The following is a 22,703-nucleotide window of genomic DNA, read 5'->3' as shown; positions in this document are numbered from 1 at the left end:
AAACAAGTTCTACATAGTTTGCATCTTTTCCTTTGAATTTATTAAAATAAAGAGCAAAGAGGTGGAAAAATGTCTACAACTAAGAGATGCCCGTTTTGTGAACCACAACATGATCCAGATCAGAAAATCATTTTCGAAAATGAATTTTGTTATTATTTGCAACATCCAAAGCATCAAGACATTTTAGAAGGCAGTGGACTTATCGTGCCAAAAGTTCATCGTCAAACGGTATTCGATTTAACACCTGAAGAATGGGCTGCAACGTATGAATTGATGCAGCAAGTCAAACAATATGCAGAGGAACATTATGCTCCCGATGGATTTACACTCGGTTGGAATGTCGGAGAAGCTTCCAATCAATCGATTCTCCATGCACATTTTCATATTCTTCCGCGATTTGCAGACGAACCTTTTGCAGGAAAAGGAATCCGAGCTTGGTTTAAATCTGAAGAGAACCGTCGTCGTGGTCGATAATCGATCATACATATTTCCGTTAACAAGGCACAACCTACAGGTGAACATGACAATTGTTTATTTGAGAGGAGAAAGTGCTATATGAAGTTTGTATTATTAGCTATTCTGTCCTTCATTATGCTTGCTGGGTGCACAAATAACCAAGGTTCTTCAATTGGAACGATGGATGAACCTTCTAGGGATGAAACGCATGAAGCAAGACCAGCCGATCAGAAACAGGATGACAACATGAATGGCAACGATAATTCTAACGGTCAATCAAATGGGATGGATACTGATCCTCAAAAATAAGTACTGTTCACTAAAAAATCCCTCACTCGAACTAATCGAGGAGGGATTTTTTTAAATGAACTATAGTTGAGTCAATTTCATACCTACACTTCAATAATAAAGCGCTCATTTAATTGGTTTTATTGTTAATTATCAGTTCAATTTTTGAAGATAGCATTGATTGGAGCGCAAGGCGGCGACTCCAGTGGAAATAGCATGAGCTGAAAGCCCCGCAGGCAAGATGCTGGCCATGAGCCAGTGTCTTTGCGACGAGTAACCGCAGGAGCACATGTTTCGCAGTGACGAGGAGATTGAAGCCATGCCCACGGAACGCGTCCGCCTGGAGCGGAAATCAAGTTTGTTAGGATATATTTATTTACTTTTTATTATGAAATTGACTCAGTTACCTCAACACTCTCACACTTTTGTTTTAGAAGCATTGCGTTTAGACATCCACGTACCAAATATCATTAAAGCAATAATCGCAATGATCGTGACGGCCATGCTCCACCAGAAATCCCCCATATTAGGTGATCCGGTTAACCATTGTGTTGCATAAGTTGAGATTTTCCAAGGCGAGACAGTCCAATACGTTCCTAATAAGGAATCGATGATTTGGATCACCAGTACCAAAGCTAACGAAACGCCTGCCGCTCCTCCTGTCGGTAACCACGCACTGGCTGCTAAAACGACAGTCACGACAAACAAAATCCACACACTATACGTTCCAGCAAAAGCAAAGAAATCCGAAGCAGGTACATTTCCGAACAACAGCTCAGTGTAGTACCAACTTGTTAACAATCCGAGCCATACACTCCCTAGAGCAATGATACTCACTACTTTCCACTTGCTTAAAAAGTAGCTGAAGAATGAAATAGGTCGTACATATAGCAATGTGCCTGTGCCGTTTTTTCGCTCTCTAGAAATGGTCCCCATAAATCCGAGGACTAAAACGAGCATGCCAATGAGTTGATATTGCCCCATCGTTGACATCAAGATTTGCGCAGCGGTGAACTCCGGAAAAGGAAACATGGCACCTTCAGGAATGTTGCCAACCGCCTCAAGAATTTGAGGTAAATAATGATTAGTGACAGGTTCAGTAATGCCGAAGAAAACGAAGATTAAAGGAATCCATAAAATTTTATAATTACGCGTGTTTTCACGCCATTCTTTTTGGAATAAAACAAGTAAGTCCTTCATCCGCGACCAGCCACCTTCAAAAAGATTTCTTCTAAACTCGCAGTCTGTCGTTCGGCTTTCCGAACTGTTAACCCGCTTCCTGCTAAATAACCCAACAAATCTTTCATTTCAGGCACACCATTTGTAATGTCAATCAAGCCTAATGTACCTTGATAACTAACTTTCCAAGGTGCTCGAGCCGCGAAATTAAGGGCATCTTCTTCACTCGTAAACTCTACTAAATAACGCGGAGAATCATATTTTGCTCTTACATCCCCAAGAGATCCTTGTTCGACTAATTCACCTTTTCTTAAAAATAACAGTTGATCTGTCATTTCTTCCGCGTCGTTTAAAATATGAGTCGAATATAAAATCGTCATGTCCTGTTGTAAATTTTTAAGTAAGTCCATGACTTCGCGACGTCCGACAGGGTCAAGAGCTGATACAGGTTCATCTAGCAATAACAGTTTTGGTTTATGAACGATGGCTTGAGCTAACCCAAGACGTTGTTTCATTCCCCCAGAGAATGTACCTGTTTTTTTCTTAAGCGCTTCTCCAAGACCAACAAACTCTAGTGTTTTTTGTGCTTCGATTTTTGCATGCTTACTTTCCATACCGCTTAATTTCGCAGCCATTTCAGTGAACTCTAAAGCGGTGAGCCATGAAAAGAATTGTGGATACTGCGGTAAAAATCCAATTGACTTTCTTACGTCAGGATTTTTTTCACCATTTAATGAAATCGTACCTGTAGTTTGGTTAAGTAAACCGGCTAACATGGACAAAGTCGTCGTTTTACCCGCTCCATTTGGTCCAATTAAAGCAGTGGACGATTTTTCTGCGAGTGAAAAACTGACGTCCTTTACAGCATGCTCAGCTCCGTATATTTTCGTTAAGTGTTCAGCTTGTAAAATCAGTGTCATGATTGTTTTCTCCCAAACACAAAGTATATGATCGGTCCCAAAATATTTACAAATATAATTATGATCGCCCATAACCATTTTGGTCCATTTGTTTGGTTTATCTTTGATAAGTCAATAAGTGCAATAATCAATAAAATCAGTTGTATCACGAAAATCGGTGCAATAACTCCCCAAGAAATCCCTTGTAACGCTTCCATTTTCCCCACTCCTTATGATTGTAAATTTATGATTAAAATAATACTTCCGATTAATATGGCAAGAAAAACCCAACTCTTGATATGTCCCATCTTAACCGTCCATCCAATACCAAAGCGTTTCTCCACTAAAATACTCGGATCGTCTTTATTGACATAAAATAAGCCCATCTTCCAATAACGATCATCATCGACATCGATATAAGCTTCATCTGACTGATCGGAACTGTCTACCTCTACTGGGATCATCGTTCCGCTTTGACCTACTTTAATCATGTAATATAACACAGATCCTAAAACCACAATTAGGTAACCAATAGTGAAAGCCAACGTGACGCCGGTCGACATCGTCGATGGCGCTATAATGGTTAATTGCAAATAACTCATGAACACAGTCATCGAGATCGTGACGATAAACAATAACCAACTGGAATACTTACGAAAAGCAAGTTGTTGCTCACGAGAGCGTTTTTTATGTCGAACTCGAATTTTCGCTCCTGATTGCTTCATGGCACTATTGAAAAACAGCATCATGCCTTGCAACAGCAAGGTCATTAACGGCAAAGAACTAACAGAAACGTAACTCTTCTTTGCAAATGCATCTGCTTCACCATTAGGACCCCAGTGTGTTGGAATTTGATTCGGTAGTGAATCGTACTGACTTAAACCATACGCGCCTAATCCTATGGTGATCAGCATCGGTAAAATGAAATACACGTTTGGCAATAGTTTTAGTTGTTCTCTAAATTGTAAGTCGACTACTTTTCTTTCCACTTGCCCAGCAATCCACTGTTCATCTTTTTTCCATCTCATTAATGACAGATGATTCCTAGCGTAGAGCGCCATCGAAATGGACAAGGCGGCAAGTTGAATCGCCATTCCAACTAATCCAATTTGATTGTCTGAAGGTTGAACCACCCCTAGCCAACCAACAAATATCAAAATTAGGACTCCTCCGGTTGTTAAAACGGTATTCGTATAGCGAGATTTTAAGCGTTCAATGCGCACATCCTTTACATGCGTATCTGGAACATACACACCAAACACTTCGCTTTCTTTTAAAAATCTCGGCAAAAATGCTTGAAGGCTAATGATGAACAGAAGAATGATGATAAAAATAATGGCTGCCATTATTCTCCCTCCTTTATTTTCGAAATAAGGTCTCTTACTAATTGTTCTAAGTCTTCGTTAGACAATTGAAGACAAAGTGCTTCTGCGACAATGGGTCTTAATTCTTTCTTCAACCGATCTCGATCAGAGGGAGAAGCAAGTCTCACGCCATTTTCATGAATGAATACTCCTTTTTTCTGCACAATCTGAATAAATTCTTTCTCTTCTAAATAATGATAGGCTTTATTCACCGTATGCATGTTCATCCCAAGATCTGCAGCAAATGCACGAACTGATGGCAAGGAATCTCCTGGCTTTAACTCCCCTTTTGCTACACCTTCAATGATGCTTTGAGCAAGTTGTAAATAAATCGGCACAGCCGAATTTGTTTCAATCTCAATAAACATATGCGACCCTCCTTTGTTCTATTAACAATAGAACAGTCTTGTTATATATAATATAGAACAGGCGACAATTTTGTGCAACAATTTCATTCAACTATTTACAACTCAATTTTAGTACGCTACAATGAAGCCGTTCTGAAACATACATAAAACTGCATACGATTTCTGCACTAGGGGTGCTATATGTTGGCTGAGATGAGAGCATTTGCTCCGATCCCTTAACACTCGATCCAGGTAATACTGGCGTGAGGAAGTGCGGCTACTTTTGCCGAATTCTTTTTTCTTTGGCTCAAACAGCTGCATTCCAATCGAATGCAGCTGTTTTTATTGTGTTCCAAACAAAATACTGGTGCCAGGTACACACACAACTTCGATTCAATTCAGAATCGTTCTTGAATTGTGTGTGTACCAGGCACCATAGGAGGAAGAAGAATGAAACAAGAGTTTAGTTGTGGTACTAGTCCGATTGTGGGTCTACGATTTTCCATTCACCCAATGGCGGACAATTTCATCGACATTATTAAAGGGGCTTTACGCGAAGCGGACACATCCAATGTGTGGATGCATACGGACGATGTGAGTACCGTTATGCGAGGAAAGGAAATGCATGTTTTTGATACCGCGAAAGCGATCGTTTTGTATGCAGCGAAAACAGGTACCCATGTAGCTTTCAATGGCACTTTTTCAATCGGTTGTCCTGGTGATACGCAGGGGGATGTTTATTTAGAAAAGGATGATGTTCTGTTAAACACGCCACAAATCCAAGGAATCAAGCAGTATGTTTCTTCTCAATTCGCCCTATATCCGATGAACAACCCGGATTATATGTCTGTCATTTACAAAGAAATCGACCGCGCGAAAGAGCATGGTGTATATAACGAATCCATGCATTACGCGAGTGGACTTCACGGAGACATTCATGATGTCTTTGCCTTTTTAGAAGAGTCATTCTCTCATGCGCGTTCAGCAGAGCATTCCCATTTAGTGATGACCGTGAATATGAGCATTAATAGCCCTTCTCACAGGGAGGAACAATAATATGTTGAAGTCCTGGAAGTTAAAAGAAGTTGTTTTGTTGTCTGTATTTGCAGTCGTTTTTGCTGTTGTTTATCTCCTGTTCGTTCACGTCGGAAATATATGGGCTGGGGTCATTGGTCCAATTGCTTATGAATGGATGTTTGGCATTTGGTTTATCGTATCGATCATCAGTGCGTATATCATTCGTAAGCCCGGTGCTGCCTTACTCTCAGAAACAATGGCTGCCATTATTGAAGTCATGATTGGCAATGCTGTCGGCCCTCGATTAATATTGTCAGGCATTGTTCAAGGTTTGGGAGCTGAAGCGGCATTTGCGGCTACTGGATATAAGCGTTATGACTGGTGGGTTCTCTGTTTAGCGGGAATCGGTTCAGCGGTATTTAGTTTTGTTTATGGATTTTTCGTTTCTGGGTACGCTGCCTTAGACCCTTCTTTATTAGCATGGATGTTTACACTTCGAGTCATCAGTGGGGCTGTGATTGCAGGACTAGGTGGAAAATACCTGTCCGATGGTTTGCTAGCAAGCGGAGCACTACGTGGGTATGCCATTTCACAAGATTCTATTAAGTATCGCCAATTAAAAGGTGAGATTCTTGAGTAATCCCATTATCGATTTTAACGAAGTTTCTTTTCGTTTTCCTGAGGATCTAACCCCTATCTTTACAGGGGTTTCATTTTCAATCGAAGCAGGGGAACGTGCTGTGTTGTTCGGTCCAAGTGGGTGCGGCAAGAGCACTTTGCTCTATTTGATGAACCGTCTGTATCCTTCTAACTGTGACGGTATTTTGGATGGTTCCATTACGCTCTTTAATAAAGACGCAGCCAGCTACAAACCTGGGGAAATCAACCAAAGAATCGCTACTGTCTTTCAAGATCCCGAATCACAGTTTTGTATGCCGACGGTTGAACAGGAAATGGCTTTCACATTAGAGAATTTTGGTCATATCAGCCGCCTTGAAATGGAATCTCGCATTACGAACACACTTTCAACATTAGGACTAACACATCTTAGAAAAGCAACCATTCAAACCCTTTCTGGGGGAATGAAGCAACGAGTAGCCACAGCGTGTGCACTATTAATGGAGCCCCAGGTTTTATTACTAGATGAACCGCTCGCCCACCTGGACCCATTAACGGCGCGACATTATGTACATTGGTTAAATGAACTTCAAGTTTCGCAATCGATGACGATTGTCGTGGTGGAGCATCGGTTGGATTTATGGGGAACTTTCTTTACACGAGCGATTCATGTTGGTGGCTCTTTCTTAACTGAAGATAATCCTGTGAGCTCAGCCATTGCATTTCCAAAACGATCTTCGTCAATGGAAGAAGAAGTTATTTTTGAAGCACATCAAATCTCTGTATCAATAAATAACCAAAGGCTGTTACAAAATATCTCGATGCAATTGCATAGAGGTGAAATAGCTGTGTTAGCCGGACCAAATGGCTGTGGAAAATCCACCTTTCTCAAGACAATTTGCGGAATTTACAATAAGTCAGAAGGAAGCATAAATTGTGTGGGGCATCTTCCAGGATATGTCCCTCAATCCCCCGAACATTTATTTGTCACGCAGCGCGTGTCTGAAGAAATTCGATTCTCCAATCATTCAAGTAATGAGCAGATTTTAGACATAATGGAACGTTTACGATTAGACGAAATTCAAGATGCCCATCCTTTTTCGGTGAGTCATGGACAAAAGAGACGAGTGGCGATTGGGGCCATGCTCGCAGATCAAAGACCTGTCCTTTTACTCGATGAACCAACTTCCGGGCAAGATGCATCTGCCCTTCTCGAATTGTTTTACTTACTGGATCTGCAAGCGAAAGAAGGAATTTCGATTTTAATTGTCACGCATGATATGTCTTTTGCAAAAGCCATTGCTGATACGATTTATTTAATGAAAGATGGCGAACTTACTGGTAGGTTTGACACGCACCATTTTTGGAATCAAACCGCTTTACTGTCAGATCATCAATTAGTAGCACCGGTAGGAGATTATTCATATGCCTATTAAAATGTGGTTACATGATATGAATCCAAGTATGAAATTTATCGTAGTCATTGTTTCGATGTTAACGTTAGCCTGGTTTTTTAACCCTTGGACCCCTTTCCTGTTTTTTATAGGAATTACTTTTTTTCAAGTTGTATTTAGTCAGGTCAATTGGCGATTGTGGGGTTTATTGATGATTCCAATTGCTTTCACTGCAATTGGTTATTTATGGACAACAATCGTTTTCGCTGCAGACACGTCAGGAGAGATACTCTTTTCATGGAATGGGTGGTCAGTTACCGACCAACAATGGGAAACTGCTTTATCATTAGCCTTTCGCGTTTTTGCCTTCTCTGCTATGTCGTTCATGTTTGCATTAACTACGGATCCAGTGAAATTCGTCATGAGTTTAATGCAGCAATTACGACTATCACCAAAACTCGCTTATGGAGTAATGGTAGGGTATCAATTTTTACCGGTCGTAAAGGAAGAATTTATTCAAATACGTCACGCTCATCGATTAAGAGGCATCGGTGCTGAAAAGCAGAAATGGAAAAGAATCATTGGCACAAAGAGATTGGTTATTCCCTTACTTTCAAGTGCGGTTCGACGAGCTGAAAGAGCAGCTTTTGCTATGGAGGCTCGAGGGTTTACTGGAGAAAAACGAGAGGTATTTTATGAACCCATCTCACTCAACTTACGGGACGGACTTCTGAGCGTTCTTCTACTCATTTTGCTAATCGGATGCTGTTTCACTGGATGGCAGTTGTCCTAGAGGAAAATTTGTTATAGTGGAATCAAGGAGTTGACCGTAATGGTGAGTATACGAAAAGCAAAACCGACTGATGCAGAGGTAGCCGTTCCACTAATCTTGGATGCCATTGGAAATATTGCTGAACAAATGACCGGCGAAACAAACCCAATTGCAGTCGAACACGAAATGATTGCCTTATTTAAACGCCAAGAAAATCGACATTCTTTCTTAAACACATGGATTGCCGAAACGGACAAGGACGTCGTCGGTGTAATGGTGTTTTATACAGGTGCTCAAGCATTACAACTTGATGCTAATTTAGTCGAGTGGCTGGAAGAGAAAAATGGACTTCCTGTTGTCATTCCCCCTGAAGCTCATGTGGATGAGTACTATATTGATACCGTTTGTGTAGATCCCCAATTCCGAGGGCAAGGAATTGGCAGTTTATTATTGAAGCATGCAGAAGTGGTTGCACGCGAAGAAGAAAGTACGAAGTTAGCACTCAATGTAGAAATCGAGAAAGAAGCAGCTATTCGCTTATATGAACGCCTCGGCTACCAAATCGCTGAGCCGTGGGTCATTTATGGCGGACAGTTCCACCATATGGCGAAAAGAATCTAAGTGGTTGGCTATTTCTTTCGCTTGCGGAAAGCGTCCACCGCAATGGAAATCAACGCATTTTATTCAAAAACGCATAGCCCAGGCTATGCGTTTCGTTTATTCCTATAAAAAGTCCCTTGGTTTTTGCCATTTTGTTTGGATTCATACAATGCTTCATCTGCCAAGTGCATAGCTTCGATTGGATGGTCACTATCAATCGGATAAATAGCTGCACCGATACTACACCCTATTGTGACTCTGGCTTTTTTTAATAAAATCGGTTCACAAATAAGTGAAATAATTTCATCCATGCAAGCTTGCCCTTCTTGAATGGAATCATTTTTCGAACTAGTTGTTAGGAAAACAAATTCATCCCCACCGAGTCTCGATACAAATTGATTTTCATTAGCAAAATTAGTTAAACGTTCAGCTACTACTTGTAAAACAAGATCACCAGCTAAATGTCCGTATTGATCATTCACTTGTTTAAATCCATCTAAATCCATAAAGAATATGAGCCATTTTTCATCACTCGTCAATAGCGTTGTTTCCATTTTTTCATAAAGGGCAATACGGTTAGGCAAGCCCGTTAATGTGTCTTGATGTGCCAGAGATTCCATTTCAGTCAAAGCTGTTTGAGTCGTCGTAATGGTTTGAACCATGTTTCGAATCGACACGGACAACTCCTCGACTTCCTTCACTCCATGAATAACCGGTATTTCGCTACGCTTTCCTTCACCTATTTCGCGAGCGGCTGCCGCAATCTTACGTATTGGACGTGCTATCTGATCGGCTATAACCCATCCAATCATTGAAAACAGCAAAATAGCGACTCCACCGATGACCCACATAAATTGTTCCAATTCATTAATGGCCTCATATGCAATATCAATTGGCTGCCGTACCAGTACTGTCCAACCTAAACCCGCATAATCTGCATGTCCATCTCCAAGAGTACTACCCATTACATAGGTTTTATTATCCACCCACTCCGTAACTGACCACTGGTCCTCGGAATACTCTTGATCGCCCAAGATTTGTTTCTCTATAGGCTTTCCAACCATGCCTGTCGGTCCTAAAATAATCGTATTATCTCGTTGACTTACAATAAAAACATCGAATTTATCTTCTAGATTTGGTGTATTTGTTAAGGTGGACTTGACTTCTTCTGCCCATTCCCAGCTTAAATGGGTCGCAAGCACTCCAAGGAATTCTTTATTTTCATCAAAAATGGGAACACTAATATCTACAAATTGCAGAGGTTCTCCACTTGGGTTCGGCAAAAGTTTTGCTAATAAAACCGCTTCATGTACATCTCCAATAAACGGTTCTTTCTGAGCATTCAAGAAAACAGGTCGCTCCGCAATCGATTCACCTTTTAATATACCGTCACTTGAAGCAATCACTTTGCCTTGTGCATCCGTTAGACCAATCCATGAAAAAGTAGGGAATTTCGATTTTAACTCGTCTATTAAAATTTGTTCTTTTTCCAAATCCTGATTGCGAAAAGCAGGAAGGCTACCCACTAATTGAACTTCTTTGAATCGAGTTGCCATAAACAAATCTAATTTATCCGCCATTTGGAAAGAATAACCCGCCAAAGATTGACCCACTTCTTTTTGAACAACATCCGTTGCTTTTTCTGTAAAAATTGAACCTAATAAGAAGGTTAAAATCGTTAACATGCCTGCAAATAACAGGGTCACAATTGTTCTTAAGTATACAGACATATAAATCCCTCCAAACTAGTCATAAAGTAATATATTAACATGATTTACAAGGAAAAACTGGGTTTTATTTAAATTATTCTCTTTTAGAAATTTCTTTCTTTACACGAATTCGCCATATTATTCTAATATAGATTTTGACATTCATCTCATTCAAAACTGTTCGAGGTTTTGTCACACCATGTTTGGACTAGATTTGCTACAATGACAGCATATATGAGAAAAGAGGCTATACACTATGAACCGATTTTTAATAGGAATTACACTAGTCCTTTCAGTTATATTAAGTGCATGTGGTGCTGAAGAGAATCATAATAATCACTCGATGTCAGACGATGAAGTACCTGAGATGTTAATGGTGGAACTAACCGTCCCTGAAAAAGGCGTTACGGGAGAAGAAGTTGAATTTATTGCGAAGGTAACACAAGGTGAAGAGATTGTAGAAGATGCAAATGAAGTCAAATTTGAAGTTTTAAACAAGTCGACTGGCGAAAAAGAAATGATCGATGGCACGTTAAATAAAGACAAGAATTATTCTACATCCTATCGTTTTGAAGAAGCTGGAGTGTATGATATTACATCACATGTAACTGCACGAAATATGCATACCATGCCTACTAAAACCATTGAGGTAACTGGTGAGGAAGTAGCAAATACCACTACTGAAGCGAATTCAACTACTGAAACAACTTCACACAGTGAAGCAGCTGAACATCACGGTCCTGGAGCAACGATTGAGTTTGAAGATGGAACAGCAACAGTTGGAGAAGCCGTTGAACTAACTGCTACCATCTCCATGTCAGAGTCACCACTTGAAGGTGCACGAGTTCAATACGAAATCGTCCGTAATGATGCGGATTTCCACCACTGGGTAGAAGCTTCTGAAAATGAACCTGGTAAATACCAAGTTGAATTTACCTTTACCGAATCAGGCACGTACGAAGTCCAAGTTCATGTAACTAAAGGTGACGACATTCATGATCACGTAGTGAACACTTATATAGTGAAATGAAATAAGAGGATACCAATTAAAGATCAAATAAAAACAGTTGGAGAAAAATGATTATTTTTCTCCAACTGTTTTTGATTTTGTTTTGCGGTTCTCTGAAAAACTCGCTTGTACCATTTATGATGTGAGCTATTTCTGATTTGCTTTTGCTGATTGAAATGGAGGTGGCGACTCCGAGGGGATTAGCACGAGCTTTAGACCCTGGACTGAGCCCCGCGAGGGAAGCGGCTAAAGCCGTGCCCCCCGGAAAGCGTCCACTGCAATGAAAATCAGCCACATAATATTAGTAAGAGAAAAGGGTAAAGGTTGTCTTTTAGAACATCTTCCTACTCACTGACATTATTGGACAAGTAAGTAGGAACCAGTCTATGGCACGAAAATTAAACTAAACCTTTAATCAAAACCCTACATGTTACACTTCTCGTTGCCAATGTCGATGTGCAGTAACTGCATCAACGAAAGGTTGAGTTTCCTCCCCTTTAACGACACCTGGACCTTCTTTCCCTTCCAATACAGAACCAGCACTTGTCGAAGCACCAACCGCTTTAAAGTGATTGAACGCTTCAGTTACATAACGCTCGCTCTCTTTCATGAACTTTTTATCCTCTTTCATACTCGCCACATAAATAGCATCAAACAATACAGGGTCAGCAGTTAAGAAGGTATGGTCAATTGGTAATTCACCAATGTTCCCTAACTTATCGCTGATGATTTCGACATTTAAGCCCGCCCCTTTATATGCTTGTACTAATTTCTGAAGGCTAGACGCATCACCGTCTTTATTGGCGATTAAACCAACTTTACGTGTATCTGGTTTCTTCACCATATTTTCTTGGCTAAGTGCTGGTGAGGCTTTCGTGACTTCGCTACCACCACCTGTTGGCATATTCGCACCAACAGCATCCGCAACAGTTTTTGCTAAATCTAAGTCAACATTCGCAAACATGTCTACTGCTTGTTGTTGAACAGACTTGTTTTTCACTTTCCCAATTTCAAAGCAGAAAGCATCTGTAATATGTTGTTTCTCAGGCTGACTCATACTGTTCCAAAACATCGTTGCTTGAGTAAAGTGATCTCTAAAGCTATCGCTACGATTGCGAACTTTTCGACCTTCCATCTTCTCTTGGTAGTGCTCATATCCGCCCTCTTCAGGTGTAGAAGTAGCCGGCGTGTTATTTGCAAGAGAGTTATTATGATAGCTCACAGGACCTTTATTAATCGTCATACGGCCATACCCATCTCTTTGGTTGTTATGGAACGGACAGACTGGTCGATTAATCGGCAGCTCATGGAAATTCGGACCACCAAGTCGAATTAATTGCGTGTCCGTGTATGAGAATAAACGACCTTGTAAGAGTGGATCATTTGTAAAATCAATGCCCGGTACAACATGACCCGGATGGAATGCTACTTGTTCGGTTTCCGCGAACACATTATCTACGTTACGATTCAACGTCATTTTCCCAATGAGTTTAACCGGCACATCTTCTTCCGGCCATAATTTAGTTGGGTCCAATACGTCAAAATCAAATTTAAATTCGTCTTCTTCCGCTAATAACTGAACCCCTAGTTCATATTCAGGGAAATCTCCGTTTTCAATGGATTCGTACAAATCGCGTCGATGGAAATCGGGATCTTTCCCGTTAATCTTCTGTGCTTCATCCCACACTAAGGAGTGAGCACCTAAAACAGGTTTCCAATGGAATTTAACAAAGTGAGCAACACCTTCTGCGTTTACAAAACGGAACGTATGTACACCGAATCCTTCCATCATTCGGAAGCTTCGAGGAATCGCTCTGTCAGACATTGCCCACATAACCATATGCGCCGACTCTTGATTATTCGCTACAAAATCCCAAAATGTATCATGAGCACTTGCAGCTTGCGGCATTTCATTATGAGGTTCCGGTTTTAATGCATGCACTAAATCCGGGAATTTAATCGCATCTTGAATAAAGAATACGGGAATGTTGTTTCCTACTAAATCGTAGTTACCTTCTTGCGTATAAAACTTCGTTGAAAATCCACGTGCATCTCGTACCGTTTCACCAGAACCTCTAGAACCAGCTACCGTTGAGAAACGCACAAACACAGGTGTTTTAGTGGACGTGTCATTTAAAAAACCAGCTTTTGTATAGGAAGCCATGGATTCATACAATTCAAATTCTCCATGGGCGGCATAGCCTCTCGCATGAACAATTCGCTCAGGAATTCGTTCATGATCAAAATGGGTCATTTTTTCACGAAACTGAAAGTCCTCCAATAATGTGGGACCGCGAACGCCAGCTTTTAGCGAAAATTCATCTTCAGATACCTTTAATCCTTGATTCGTTGTCATTTTTTGATCTCGATCATCTACTCGAAATTGTTCTAACTGTTCATCTTTGCTATTTTTCCCCATTCCGATGCCTCCTATAGTGAATTTCAGAATACTCTATCTCTATTCTTTACCACGAGGACTGTGTGGGAAACATGAATATAGGAAATGGGTATAAAAGTCTTGTGTTAATCTCGAATCATCAAACGATTTTTTCGTAGTTCTGCAATGAGTAAACCTGACAATAAAATGACCACAGCTGTTAAATAAAACCACAGTACTAGCACGATTATCCCTGATAATTGCCCATACAATCGTGTGTAATTAACGTTTGACACGTAATCGGCAAACAGTAACGAGACAATTTGCCAACCTACCGCTGATAATAAAGCGCCTGGCCACACCTCAAAAAAAGTAAGTCGATTACTTGGAACGATTTTATAAAATAGAAGGAAAAATAAGAATAGAAATACTGTTCCTAGTCCCCATTTAACGCCTGGCCAAATATAGATCCAGCCTTGCCATTCATCGAGCGTACCAGCTCGTGAGACCACCCAGTGCAATCCGCTTTCTAGAAATGGTAAGAACAGTGATAAGGGCACCAAAGTCATAAATAATAAGGTAACGCCTAAATCACGGAGTAAACTTTTCCAATATGGAAGTGTACTTTTGATTCCGTTTGCTTCATTTAGTGCACGAGCAAGAGCTTGAACGGCCATGGACGAAATCCAAAAAGCTGCGATTAAACTGAGTGACAATACTCGACCCTTATCTTCTTCTAAAATATTCAACACATTATCTTCAATGAACCGAAAGGATTCACCTGGTGCAAAAGGTCTTAAGAAATCTAATATTTGATTGGCATCAACAGGGAAGAAGCTTATTAAGGAAATAATAAATATAAGGAAAGGAAAAACAGATAACAATAAATAATACGCAGTTTGAGCTGCTTCATCGAAAAAACGTTCCGAAAAAAAACGCTTAATCACACGGGTTACAAGTTTCATCTTTTGTTCCTCCAAGTTTGTTCATACAGTCATTGTGACGGATATATAGGCTATTGAGCAAGAAAAAGCCCGCACAATCTGTACGGGCTTTATACTTTATTCAATTAATGAAGGATCTAGAACCCATTGAGCTTCCCATTTCCTCATCACATCGGCTACTTCAAGAGGAGTCACTTTTTCATCTCTCATGAAATGTATAGATTCTTCGTCTCGTGTAGCGAGTTGTGCAATTTCATCAATCCACTTATTCGAAATATTTAAATCTTGGAGTGAGATAGGTAACCCGAGTGCTTGATAAAATGGAATCAATTGCTCAAGTTCAACTTGTTTATTTTCTAATAATAACTGCACTAAAATTCCGTATGCTACTTTATTTCCATGAAGCGCTTCGTGTGACTCAGGTGCAACCGTTATTCCATTATGAATGGAATGAGCACCGGCAATTCTCCCAAACTTGTCACCATAACCTCCAACCATTCCACCCAGCATCATTATGGATTCAACTACCTTGATAAATGCGTTTGATATTTGTACTTCCTTCGCATCACTAACCGCTTGTTCTGCATAATCGAACATTTCATCCGCACATAACCTGGCTGAATAATGCGCTATTTTGAGTGCCACTGGGAGTTCGTTTAATTTCCCTATTTGCACATCAGCTTCATACCATTTGGCAAGTGTATCTCCGATTCCCGCAATGAGATAGACAATAGGAGCTTTTAGTAAAATATGTGGTTCGATTAAAAGCAGATCGACACTTTTTGGATAAACCTCATAATGGGTCATCACACCTTCATCCGTATAAATCACACTAAGTGGTGTCCAAGACGCACAGTTTGCAGCGATTGTTGGAATTAAAACCGACTTTGTATGGCTGTGGTAAGCTGATGCTTTAACTATATCCAGTACTTTGCCACCACCAACACCGATGATTGCATCTACTTCATGAGTACGTGCCAAATTGGTCACACGACGAATTTCACTTAAGGAACATTCTCCGTTATAAAAGAGGTGTATTAATATAACTTCATTTAAGTTCGGAAAGTAATTGGTGGCAGCTTGCCAAGATTGTTCACCTGTTAGAAGAAGAACACGCTTGATCCCCCTCGCTGTCAACTTCAACTCCAGGAGGTTTAATACCCCACTTGTGCATACATATTCAGCTGGTCCTGCTCGAACTATGATGTCTTCCACAAAAGCCCTTCTCTCTTAGCGGTTTTTCATCCACTCTGGTTTCCCAAAGCCTTCAAATTCAGCATCAATTAGTTCTTCGAATTCTGGTGATTCCACTATTTCCACTAAATCTTTTGCTAGCTGCGAATCTTTATTTGCTGTTGTAACGGCCACTACATTCCGATATTGGTCAGGCATGTTTTCTAAAACCAACGCATCGAGTAAATCCATTTCAGCAGCTAAAGCAAAGTTTCCAGGGACAGCTGCTAGATCAGCACTATCAACTGAACGTGGTAGCTGACCTGCTTCAATTGGTTGAAACACTAAGTTTTTCACATTCTTTTCGATATCTTTTTCGGATACCGTTAACGGCTCAGCATCTGGATTCAGTTCGATTAACCCATGGTCTTGCAAGATTAAAAATGTACGTGCCGCATTCACTGGGTCATTAGGAATTGTAATTGTTGCACCATCTTTAATATCTTCAATAGATGAATATGTATTTGAGTAAATACCCATCGGTGCAGTAGGCACTGTGATTAATCCCGTCAAATCCATATCATTTTCCTTCGAGAAATTCTCTAAGTAAATCGAGTGCTGGAATAGATTTGCATCGATATCTCCACTTTCTAAGGCAACATTTGGTTGTATATAATCGCTGAATTCAATAATTTTCACTTCATATCCTTTTGCTTCTAAAGCTGGTTGAATTGCTTTTTTAAGCATGTCGCTATATGGACCCGCTGTTCCACCTAACTTCACAGATTTGTCGTTATCTGCATTTCCTTTAGATTCATTGTCATTCCCTCCACATGCAGCAAGCGCTACAGCTAAAACTAGTAAAATCATTGTGAATAAAACCTTTTTCATCTCTTTTTCTCTCCCTTTTTATCTTTTATCTATTGCTTTAGCCGTCCAATCACCCAGTTGTTGAACGATTTGAACGAGAACAATTAAAATCACTACCGTCACAATCATGATGGTATCGTCGTATCGGTAATAGCCAAAACGAATAGCTAAGTCACCAATTCCACCACCACCCACTACACCTGCCATTGCTGAGTATGCAACAAGACTAATAATGGTCATCGTAATTCCTTGCACAATACTCGATTTGGCTTCGGGCAATAAAACATCTTTGATAATCATCCAAGGTGTTGCACCTACAGCCACAGCGGCTTCAATAACTCCCTTATCGATTTCGCGTAACGATGTTTCTACGATACGTGCAAAGAATGGAATAGCAGCAACTGATAACGAAACACTTGCTGCTTCAGGTCCAATCTTTGACCCGACAATTATCTGAGTTAATGGAAGCAGCGCGACTAACAAAATAATAAATGGAATCGAACGGATCAGGTTCACGATAAAACCAAGTGTTGATTTCAAAAAACGATTTTCTAATATCAATCCCCTATCCGTTATGAATAGTACGATCCCAAGCGGTAATCCAATGACAATTGCAACAGTCAGTGAAACACCAATCATGTAAAGTGTTTGGTTAAAAGCTTTTAAAATATCTGGCCACATTTCAATAACATGTTGTATATCAATGCCCATTACGAATCACCTCCACTAAAGCCCCTCGGCCTTCCATATAACTAATCGATCGATTGATGTTTGCCGGGTGGCCTTGAAGTTCCATCAAAAACAAACCGAGTGGAACTTCCTGAATATATTCAATCGCGCCATGCAAGAAATTCCCTCGTACATCAAACTGCTGAACTGTATCCGAAATGACACCTTCTCCAGCCACATTTCCTTTAAACAAAACTTTGATAATACTTCCTGTGACTTTATTTAAGATGGCCTCAGGAACTTCAAACGACACCACACTGCTAATGAACTCTTTTGTCAATTCAGCTTGTGGGTTTGAGAAAATTTCATAAACAGAGCCTTCTTCAACAACTCGACCATCCTGCATGACAGCCATTCGGTCACAAATTTCTTTCACCACATTCATTTCATGCGTAATGAGTACAATTGTGATGTTTAACTCTCGATTAATCTTTTTAAGTAAACGTAAAATTGATAAGGTGGTGTTTGGATCCAGTGCTGAAGTAGCTTCATCACACAACAGAACAGTTGGATTATTAGCCAGTGCTCGAGCAATTCCCACTCGTTGCTTTTGTCCACCACTTAACTGTGCTGGGTACACATCCTTTTTTTCTGATAACCCAACCATTTCAAGCAGTTCCAAAACACGTGATTTAATTTCTCTTCTTGGAGTGTTTGCCGCTTTTAATGCGAATGCAATATTCTCACCAACCGTCTTTTGACTAATTAAATAAAAGTGCTGAAAAATCATGCCGATCTTTAATCTAGCGTTTCGAAGATTTTTTCCTTTTAATTTCGTTAAATCTCGACCGTTTACCATAATACTTCCACTGGTTGGTTGTTCCAGTAGGTTAATACATCGGAGAAGCGAACTTTTACCTGCTCCCGAATAACCCACAATTCCAAATACTTCGCCTTCGGTTATGGAAAGATTAACCTGATCTACTCCTATTACCGTTCCTTTTTTCGTTTTGTATTCTTTAGACAGATTCTCAATATGTATCATGGCAGTCTCCTTTTTGACCATAAAAAATACCCCTTTCATCATGAAAGAGGCACCGAAAAATGGATTTTGGTTTATCTTTCAGAATGAGTTCATTCTGTAGGAATTGGCACCTTCCCAACATCTGTTGGGGGTTGCTGGACGTCATAGGGCCTATCCCTCGGTCTCTCTTGATAATTTCCAATATGTAATTGTTTTGTGTTTCGAACTAAATCTTACGATGTTTTTATAAAGGTGTCAAATGTTTTTTGAAAATACTTTATTCATTTTCAAAAAGGGGTTTGTAAAGAGTCGGTCTTCGATCTTCGAAAACAGGGATTCGTTGACGCACTTCTTCTACCTCAGAAAAATCCACATCAATTAGAGCATACTCTTCATGTTCACCACCAATCCATAAGATTTTACCCCAAGGTGCAATCACCATCGACTGCCCATTAAATCGGTTGTTGGGGTCTTGCCCAATACGATTTACGGCAATGACAAAATATTGATTTTCAATTGCTCGAGCTTGAAGTAGTAGTTTCCAATGGTCAATTCGAGATTCTGGCCATTGCGCTGGGACAAATATCACGTCAGCACCTGCTAATGCATGTGCTCTAAGCCATTCAGGAAATCGAATATCATAGCATATTACGCCACTTGCACGTATAGAACCTAGAGAAAATAAATTATCTTTATTTCCAGCATGTAAATACAGATGTTCATCCATCAATCGGAACAAATGAGCTTTGTCATATTCTGCGACAAGCTCTCCTTTGTTGGTATATACATACATCGTGTTATAAAACCGGTCACCTTTTTTCGTGGAAACCGATCCTCCCACAATATGAATATGGTGTTTTACGGCTAGCTCAGACAGAAATTGTTTTGTTTGTTCTCCTTCGCGATCAGCTAGCTCTTCTAATTCGGTTAACGCATAGGCGGTATTCCACATTTCTGGTAAAACAACTAACTCTGCACCTTCTTTTGCCACTTGCTCAATCAATGTTTGAACCTTGTGAAAATTTTTTTTAGGTTCTCCAAACTCAATGTCGAGCTGAATGCAAGCGATTTTCATGAGTACACCACCTATAGACAAGATAAAGAAAAGATTATAAGATTTGGCTGATGATTGCAACTATTTCAGAAAATGAGGAAAAATCATGAAACTATCAAATAAACTACAACAATTGCCACCACAATTTTTTGCTTCACTCGTTCAAAAAGTCGGTGCAGCAGTGGCAGAAGGACGCGATGTCATTAACCTTGGTCAAGGAAATCCAGACCAACCCACTCCTCCACATATCGTAAAAGCCCTTCAAGAGTCTGCAGAGAACCCGTTATCACATAAGTATTCACCCTTCCGAGGAATTAGTGAATTAAAAGAAGCGGCATCTGCATTTTATAAACGAGAATACAATGTCGATATCGATCCTTCTACAGAAGTAGCGATATTATTTGGCACGAAAATTGGTCTTGTCGAACTGCCGATGGCTGTATTAAACCCCGGTGATTTAATGTTGCTACCGGACCCAGGTTACCCAGATTATTTGTCTGGCGTTGTTTTGGCAGATGTCCAATATGAAACGTTGCCACTCGTTGCAAAAAATCACTTTTTACCTGATTACAATGCGATTTCTGATGAAAGCAAAGAGCGTGCAAAACTGATGTACTTGAACTACCCGAACAACCCAACAGGAGCTACAGCAGACCTTGAATTTTTCAATAAAACAGTGGCATTTGCCAAAGAAAATGATATCGCAGTGTCTCACGATTTTGCCTATGGAGCCATTGGATTTGAGTGTGAAAAGCCAATCAGTTTCTTGCAAGCAGTTGGCGCAAAAGATATTGGAATTGAAATGTATACATTGTCCAAAACCTATAATATGGCTGGTTGGAGAGTCGGTTTTGCCGTAGGGAATAAAGAAATGATCGAAGCCTTGAATGTGATTCAAGATCATTTATTCGTTAGTCTATTTCCAGCAATCCAACATGCCGCAGTAACCGCTTTAAGTGATCATCAAGTAAACGTTACCGCATTAGTGGAACTATATGAAAGTCGTAGAAATGTCTTTATTAACGCCTGTCAAAAGATTGGATGGGAAGTAGTAGCCCCTAAAGGGTCATTTTTTGCGTGGTTACCAGTTCCAACCGAATACACAAGCCAAGAGTTTGCAGACAAACTTTTAGAGGAAGCTGATGTAGCTGTAGCCCCAGGAAATGGCTTCGGTGAATTTGGTGAAGGGTATATTCGAGTTGGATTGCTAGTGGATGAAAACCGATTGGAAGAAGCGGTTGAACGGATTGGGAAATTAGGAATTTTTTAATAAAATGATGCAGGGGAACTTTTATTTGATGGATGTTCCCCTGCATTATATTCTTGCTTTTAGAGGCCCTGATCTCTCCAAAAGTTTTGACTAACATGTTGTTCCGGACTATACCGTTGAATCGAATATCCCTGTTTCTTTAGCCATTCAATGATTTGGGGCAAGGCTTTATTTGTCTGCGGACGATCATGAAGCAATACGACGATTTGTTTATCTTTTGCTAGTCTAGCTTTCTCAACCCCAACTTGTACATTCTTTACGATTTGCGTAAAGTTCTCCTCTTTTATCTTCCAATCAACTGTATCAACATCCCAGTCCCACATTTTATAACCATTCCTCTTTAACAATTCACGCATAGATGATGTCACATGAGGGGTACTACCATAAGGAGCACGAACCAAAGTAGATGTATGTCCCGTCAATTTCTTAAGTAAATCGTTCTCCGTTTGCATTTCTTTCATGAATGCCCCTGCATTCGCGTACACCTTCTTTTTTTCATGTGTCATACTGTGAAGGCCTAGATAATGACCATCTAAAAATGTTTGACTCGCTATAGAAGGGTGTCTTTGAACATCTTCCCCAATAAAAAAGAATGTCCCCTTAACTTTGTATTCTCTTAAAATTTGTAAGTGAACACTCGTATAACGGTTTGGTCCATCGTCAAAAGTTAAATACACTATTGGCTTATCTGAAGGTACAGGCACTGGTGGTTTCCGATCTTTTACGACTTTATTAATAAAATCTTGATTACTAACATGCGGATAGGTTTCTGAAGTAAGTCTCGCAGTTAAAATGGAAGACAAATACTCAACATTAAAACCTGTTACTTCGCCAAGAAAACGGATAGGTATATAAAGAACATCATTCATCATTTGAATGGCATTCGTCTCTTCGTTGACCTCATTAACAAACGTTTCTTTTGTGTGGTAATCAAATGATATTGATGTTCCATTTTTAGTAATCACAATTTTATCTTCGGTTTTTACAATGTCAGCATACAAATATTGTGCCATTTTTTCAAAAGGAACAATCATCTGTCCATTTACAATTCGAACTTCTCCTTTTTCAAAATGTAACATTCGATCATGCAAAGCAACAAAACGGTTTGATTCGGCAGTAGCATGTCCTTGGTTAGGCCATAAAATGATGCACATCGCAAAAATTAATATGATGATCATGTTTCGGTATGAGTTCATAATTCTTAGCTCCTTTAACTATCTAACTTCTTAGACAGTGTATGAAGCAAACTTTTCTGGTAGTTTCATAATCGTTAAAAATATTTGTAGTACTTTTTAAATTAAGAAATCCTATGTTCCGATAAAAAAAGAACCACAAACAGAAAACGTGTCAGTTGGTGAGCCAACTGACACCATTCTTGCGCGTTAAATTGTTTGGAATTCGTGAATTTTAGAATGTGATGCCCGAATCCTTGAATAGCCCATGCGAATTCTAGAATAGCAACGGCCAATTGAAGAACAGCCTCATCCAATCCTTGAATAAGACCCGCGAATTCTAGAATGTCACGATTTCCCCTACCACGCTCAACCTAAAAAAGAACACAAAAAAACCAGTACCTCTCGGTACTGATTTCTTAGTGCCTAGCGACGTCCTACTCTCACAGGGGGAAACCCCCAACTACCATCGGCGCTAAAGAGCTTAACTTCCGTGTT

At 40.0% G+C, this 22,703-nt stretch carries 23 protein-coding genes, 1 rRNA gene and 2 riboswitches; of the genes, 9 read left to right on the top strand and 15 right to left on the bottom strand.

All coding sequences use genetic code 11. The annotated features are described in order from the left end of the window. Positions 1-69: 69 nt before the first annotated feature. Positions 70-474 carry an HIT family protein gene (locus AC3EA5_RS01845; protein WP_488606847.1) on the top strand — a complete coding sequence of 135 codons (405 nt, stop codon included), beginning with the start codon at positions 70-72 and terminating at the stop codon, positions 472-474. An 81-nt stretch (positions 475-555) separates the two neighbouring features. Continuing rightward, positions 556-765, top strand: a complete 210-nt coding sequence (locus AC3EA5_RS01840) for a hypothetical protein (protein ID WP_488606846.1) — start codon at positions 556-558, stop codon at positions 763-765. A 396-nt stretch (positions 766-1,161) separates the two neighbouring features. Here the strand turns inward: AC3EA5_RS01840 and AC3EA5_RS01835 are convergent, their stop codons facing one another. The 5 genes from AC3EA5_RS01835 to AC3EA5_RS01815 are packed head-to-tail and all read right to left on the bottom strand — an operon-like array spanning position 1,162 to position 4,554. Further along, complete coding sequence (locus AC3EA5_RS01835) at positions 1,162-1,944, bottom strand: ABC transporter permease (RefSeq protein WP_488606845.1); 783 nt, start codon at positions 1,942-1,944, stop codon at positions 1,162-1,164. Next, positions 1,941-2,843 carry an ABC transporter ATP-binding protein gene (locus AC3EA5_RS01830; protein ID WP_488606844.1) on the bottom strand — a complete coding sequence of 301 codons (903 nt, stop codon included), beginning with the start codon at positions 2,841-2,843 and terminating at the stop codon, positions 1,941-1,943. Before AC3EA5_RS01830 ends, AC3EA5_RS01835 begins: the two co-directional genes overlap by 4 nt. After that, positions 2,840-3,040: a PLD nuclease N-terminal domain-containing protein gene (locus tag AC3EA5_RS01825; RefSeq protein WP_488606843.1), complete on the bottom strand. Its 201-nt coding sequence runs from the start codon at positions 3,038-3,040 to the stop codon at positions 2,840-2,842. The genes AC3EA5_RS01830 and AC3EA5_RS01825 overlap by 4 nt, the downstream gene beginning before the upstream one ends. A 12-nt stretch (positions 3,041-3,052) precedes the next feature. Further along, positions 3,053-4,168 (bottom strand): DUF1648 domain-containing protein, encoded by a 1,116-nt coding sequence (locus AC3EA5_RS01820; protein WP_488606842.1) that lies wholly within the window; start codon positions 4,166-4,168, stop codon positions 3,053-3,055. After that, positions 4,168-4,554, bottom strand: a complete 387-nt coding sequence (locus tag AC3EA5_RS01815) for a GntR family transcriptional regulator (RefSeq protein ID WP_488606841.1) — start codon at positions 4,552-4,554, stop codon at positions 4,168-4,170. The genes AC3EA5_RS01820 and AC3EA5_RS01815 overlap by 1 nt, the downstream gene beginning before the upstream one ends. Positions 4,555-4,713: 159 nt before the next feature. Further along, positions 4,714-4,820, top strand: a riboswitch (TPP riboswitch). 163 nt (positions 4,821-4,983) lie between these two features. On the opposite strand from AC3EA5_RS01815, the gene AC3EA5_RS01810 reads away from it, so the two are divergent. Genes AC3EA5_RS01810 through AC3EA5_RS01790 form a run of 5 tightly spaced genes read left to right on the top strand, consistent with a single transcriptional unit; the run spans position 4,984 to position 8,955 of the window. After that, positions 4,984-5,589 (top strand): YkoF family thiamine/hydroxymethylpyrimidine-binding protein, encoded by a 606-nt coding sequence (locus AC3EA5_RS01810; protein ID WP_488606840.1) that lies wholly within the window; start codon positions 4,984-4,986, stop codon positions 5,587-5,589. Position 5,590: 1 nt separating this feature from the next. Next, the gene (locus tag AC3EA5_RS01805) at positions 5,591-6,190 is read left to right on the top strand and encodes an ECF transporter S component (protein ID WP_488606839.1); all 600 of its coding nucleotides are present in this window, start codon (positions 5,591-5,593) and stop codon (positions 6,188-6,190) included. After that, positions 6,183-7,604, top strand: coding sequence for an ABC transporter ATP-binding protein (locus AC3EA5_RS01800; protein ID WP_488606838.1), 1,422 nt, complete (start codon positions 6,183-6,185; stop codon positions 7,602-7,604). The genes AC3EA5_RS01805 and AC3EA5_RS01800 overlap by 8 nt, the downstream gene beginning before the upstream one ends. After that, positions 7,594-8,355 (top strand): energy-coupling factor transporter transmembrane component T family protein, encoded by a 762-nt coding sequence (locus tag AC3EA5_RS01795; RefSeq protein WP_488606837.1) that lies wholly within the window; start codon positions 7,594-7,596, stop codon positions 8,353-8,355. Before AC3EA5_RS01800 ends, AC3EA5_RS01795 begins: the two co-directional genes overlap by 11 nt. A gap of 39 nt (positions 8,356-8,394) precedes the next feature. Next, positions 8,395-8,955 carry a GNAT family N-acetyltransferase gene (locus AC3EA5_RS01790; RefSeq protein WP_488606836.1) on the top strand — a complete coding sequence of 187 codons (561 nt, stop codon included), beginning with the start codon at positions 8,395-8,397 and terminating at the stop codon, positions 8,953-8,955. A gap of 83 nt (positions 8,956-9,038) precedes the next feature. On the opposite strand, the gene AC3EA5_RS01785 is transcribed toward AC3EA5_RS01790, so the two are convergent. After that, entirely contained in the window at positions 9,039-10,664 is a 1,626-nt protein-coding gene (locus AC3EA5_RS01785) for a sensor domain-containing diguanylate cyclase (RefSeq protein ID WP_488606835.1), read from the bottom strand. 235 nt (positions 10,665-10,899) lie between these two features. On the opposite strand from AC3EA5_RS01785, the gene AC3EA5_RS01780 reads away from it, so the two are divergent. Beyond that, positions 10,900-11,673, top strand: a complete 774-nt coding sequence (locus AC3EA5_RS01780) for a FixH family protein (RefSeq protein WP_488606834.1) — start codon at positions 10,900-10,902, stop codon at positions 11,671-11,673. 409 nt (positions 11,674-12,082) lie between these two features. Here AC3EA5_RS01780 and AC3EA5_RS01775 read toward each other — a convergent pair whose 3' ends face one another. The 7 genes from AC3EA5_RS01775 to AC3EA5_RS01745 all read right to left on the bottom strand — a co-directional run bounded on the left by AC3EA5_RS01775 (position 12,083) and on the right by AC3EA5_RS01745 (position 19,784). Further along, entirely contained in the window at positions 12,083-14,071 is a 1,989-nt protein-coding gene (locus tag AC3EA5_RS01775) for a catalase (RefSeq protein WP_488606833.1), read from the bottom strand. Positions 14,072-14,175: 104 nt separating this feature from the next. Next, positions 14,176-14,994 carry a YihY/virulence factor BrkB family protein gene (locus tag AC3EA5_RS01770; RefSeq protein WP_488606832.1) on the bottom strand — a complete coding sequence of 273 codons (819 nt, stop codon included), beginning with the start codon at positions 14,992-14,994 and terminating at the stop codon, positions 14,176-14,178. Positions 14,995-15,090: 96 nt separating this feature from the next. Next, on the bottom strand, positions 15,091-16,188 hold the full coding sequence (locus tag AC3EA5_RS01765; RefSeq protein WP_488606831.1) for an iron-containing alcohol dehydrogenase family protein: 1,098 nt from the start codon (positions 16,186-16,188) through the stop codon (positions 15,091-15,093). Positions 16,189-16,203: 15 nt separating this feature from the next. Beyond that, the gene (locus AC3EA5_RS01760) at positions 16,204-17,037 is read right to left on the bottom strand and encodes a MetQ/NlpA family ABC transporter substrate-binding protein (protein WP_488606830.1); all 834 of its coding nucleotides are present in this window, start codon (positions 17,035-17,037) and stop codon (positions 16,204-16,206) included. 18 nt (positions 17,038-17,055) lie between these two features. Then, the gene (locus AC3EA5_RS01755; RefSeq protein ID WP_488606829.1) at positions 17,056-17,727 is read right to left on the bottom strand and encodes a methionine ABC transporter permease; all 672 of its coding nucleotides are present in this window, start codon (positions 17,725-17,727) and stop codon (positions 17,056-17,058) included. Beyond that, a complete protein-coding gene (locus AC3EA5_RS01750) occupies positions 17,717-18,730 on the bottom strand; it encodes a methionine ABC transporter ATP-binding protein (RefSeq protein WP_488606951.1) in 1,014 nt (337 codons plus the stop codon). The genes AC3EA5_RS01755 and AC3EA5_RS01750 overlap by 11 nt, the downstream gene beginning before the upstream one ends. 68 nt (positions 18,731-18,798) lie before the next feature. Continuing rightward, positions 18,799-18,907, bottom strand: a riboswitch (SAM riboswitch). Positions 18,908-18,986: 79 nt separating this feature from the next. Next, positions 18,987-19,784: a carbon-nitrogen family hydrolase gene (locus tag AC3EA5_RS01745; protein ID WP_488606828.1), complete on the bottom strand. Its 798-nt coding sequence runs from the start codon at positions 19,782-19,784 to the stop codon at positions 18,987-18,989. Between the two features lie 85 nt (positions 19,785-19,869). On the opposite strand from AC3EA5_RS01745, the gene AC3EA5_RS01740 reads away from it, so the two are divergent. Beyond that, positions 19,870-21,033: an aminotransferase class I/II-fold pyridoxal phosphate-dependent enzyme gene (locus tag AC3EA5_RS01740; protein ID WP_488606827.1), complete on the top strand. Its 1,164-nt coding sequence runs from the start codon at positions 19,870-19,872 to the stop codon at positions 21,031-21,033. A gap of 59 nt (positions 21,034-21,092) precedes the next feature. On the opposite strand, the gene AC3EA5_RS01735 is transcribed toward AC3EA5_RS01740, so the two are convergent. Both AC3EA5_RS01735 and rrf read right to left on the bottom strand, forming a co-directional pair. After that, on the bottom strand, positions 21,093-22,229 hold the full coding sequence (locus tag AC3EA5_RS01735) for a polysaccharide deacetylase family protein (protein WP_488606826.1): 1,137 nt from the start codon (positions 22,227-22,229) through the stop codon (positions 21,093-21,095). A gap of 400 nt (positions 22,230-22,629) precedes the next feature. Then, positions 22,630-22,703 (bottom strand): 5S ribosomal RNA (gene rrf, locus AC3EA5_RS01730); the annotation flags it as partial.

Source organism: Paenisporosarcina sp. (genome assembly GCF_057785155.1).
The sequence above is the reverse complement of the archived record's forward strand: the minus strand, read 5'-3'. Positions and strand labels throughout refer to the sequence as shown.

Coding starts and splice junctions, on each gene's coding strand:
- AC3EA5_RS01780 (WP_488606834.1), top strand. CDS start 10,900: ATGAACCGATTTTTAATAGGAATTACACTAGTCCTTTCAGTTATATTA.
- AC3EA5_RS01770 (WP_488606832.1), bottom strand. CDS start 14,994: ATGAAACTTGTAACCCGTGTGATTAAGCGTTTTTTTTCGGAACGTTTT.
- AC3EA5_RS01825 (WP_488606843.1), bottom strand. CDS start 3,040: ATGGAAGCGTTACAAGGGATTTCTTGGGGAGTTATTGCACCGATTTTC.
- AC3EA5_RS01750 (WP_488606951.1), bottom strand. CDS start 18,730: ATGATACATATTGAGAATCTGTCTAAAGAATACAAAACGAAAAAAGGA.
- AC3EA5_RS01810 (WP_488606840.1), top strand. CDS start 4,984: ATGAAACAAGAGTTTAGTTGTGGTACTAGTCCGATTGTGGGTCTACGA.
- AC3EA5_RS01790 (WP_488606836.1), top strand. CDS start 8,395: ATGGTGAGTATACGAAAAGCAAAACCGACTGATGCAGAGGTAGCCGTT.
- AC3EA5_RS01745 (WP_488606828.1), bottom strand. CDS start 19,784: ATGAAAATCGCTTGCATTCAGCTCGACATTGAGTTTGGAGAACCTAAA.
- AC3EA5_RS01840 (WP_488606846.1), top strand. CDS start 556: ATGAAGTTTGTATTATTAGCTATTCTGTCCTTCATTATGCTTGCTGGG.
- AC3EA5_RS01845 (WP_488606847.1), top strand. CDS start 70: ATGTCTACAACTAAGAGATGCCCGTTTTGTGAACCACAACATGATCCA.
- AC3EA5_RS01835 (WP_488606845.1), bottom strand. CDS start 1,944: ATGAAGGACTTACTTGTTTTATTCCAAAAAGAATGGCGTGAAAACACG.
- AC3EA5_RS01735 (WP_488606826.1), bottom strand. CDS start 22,229: ATGAACTCATACCGAAACATGATCATCATATTAATTTTTGCGATGTGC.
- AC3EA5_RS01820 (WP_488606842.1), bottom strand. CDS start 4,168: ATGGCAGCCATTATTTTTATCATCATTCTTCTGTTCATCATTAGCCTT.
- AC3EA5_RS01830 (WP_488606844.1), bottom strand. CDS start 2,843: ATGACACTGATTTTACAAGCTGAACACTTAACGAAAATATACGGAGCT.
- AC3EA5_RS01795 (WP_488606837.1), top strand. CDS start 7,594: ATGCCTATTAAAATGTGGTTACATGATATGAATCCAAGTATGAAATTT.
- AC3EA5_RS01815 (WP_488606841.1), bottom strand. CDS start 4,554: ATGTTTATTGAGATTGAAACAAATTCGGCTGTGCCGATTTATTTACAA.
- AC3EA5_RS01760 (WP_488606830.1), bottom strand. CDS start 17,037: ATGAAAAAGGTTTTATTCACAATGATTTTACTAGTTTTAGCTGTAGCG.
- AC3EA5_RS01755 (WP_488606829.1), bottom strand. CDS start 17,727: ATGGGCATTGATATACAACATGTTATTGAAATGTGGCCAGATATTTTA.
- AC3EA5_RS01775 (WP_488606833.1), bottom strand. CDS start 14,071: ATGGGGAAAAATAGCAAAGATGAACAGTTAGAACAATTTCGAGTAGAT.
- AC3EA5_RS01805 (WP_488606839.1), top strand. CDS start 5,591: ATGTTGAAGTCCTGGAAGTTAAAAGAAGTTGTTTTGTTGTCTGTATTT.
- AC3EA5_RS01785 (WP_488606835.1), bottom strand. CDS start 10,664: ATGTCTGTATACTTAAGAACAATTGTGACCCTGTTATTTGCAGGCATG.
- AC3EA5_RS01740 (WP_488606827.1), top strand. CDS start 19,870: ATGAAACTATCAAATAAACTACAACAATTGCCACCACAATTTTTTGCT.